The sequence below is a fragment of the Nocardia cyriacigeorgica genome (assembly GCF_010858045.1).
In the GTDB taxonomy this organism is placed as follows: domain Bacteria; phylum Actinomycetota; class Actinomycetes; order Mycobacteriales; family Mycobacteriaceae; genus Nocardia; species Nocardia cyriacigeorgica_E.
This window is the reverse complement of the sequence record NZ_JAAGVC010000307.1, coordinates 1-293: the sequence shown is the minus strand read 5'-3', so window position 1 is coordinate 293 and position 293 is coordinate 1. Positions and strand designations below refer to the sequence as shown.

1 protein-coding gene is annotated in these 293 nt (G+C 70.6%); it reads right to left on the bottom strand.

The window, feature by feature from the left end; translation table 11 throughout:
• Positions 1 to 57: 57 nt before the first annotated feature.
• Positions 58 to 293 (bottom strand): hypothetical protein (locus GV790_RS30850; protein WP_218586502.1); only part of this gene is annotated, 236 nt, incomplete at its 5' end.

Sequence of the window (293 nt, the reverse complement as noted above, 5' to 3'; positions counted from 1 at the left end):
CCGACGGGCGGTACGCGGCGTTCTGGTCGGAACGCACCCGGGCGGCCGGGTGGAGGCTCACCGCCGCACGCGGCTGAGGATCGCTTCGACGACCAGTCCCCCCGGTGGCAGCTTCGCGCGCGAATGCGCTGCCGCCCGGGGGGTTCCCAGCGGGATCTGTTCCCTGGTGAAGCGCTGCGCTGCGGTGCGGAGCAGAACCGGCTCGGGCTGCATCCGGCATTCATCAGCGACACCCAGCGATGCCCGAATCAGCCCGTCACCTACCCAACGTCCCTTCCTGTGCCCACTACACC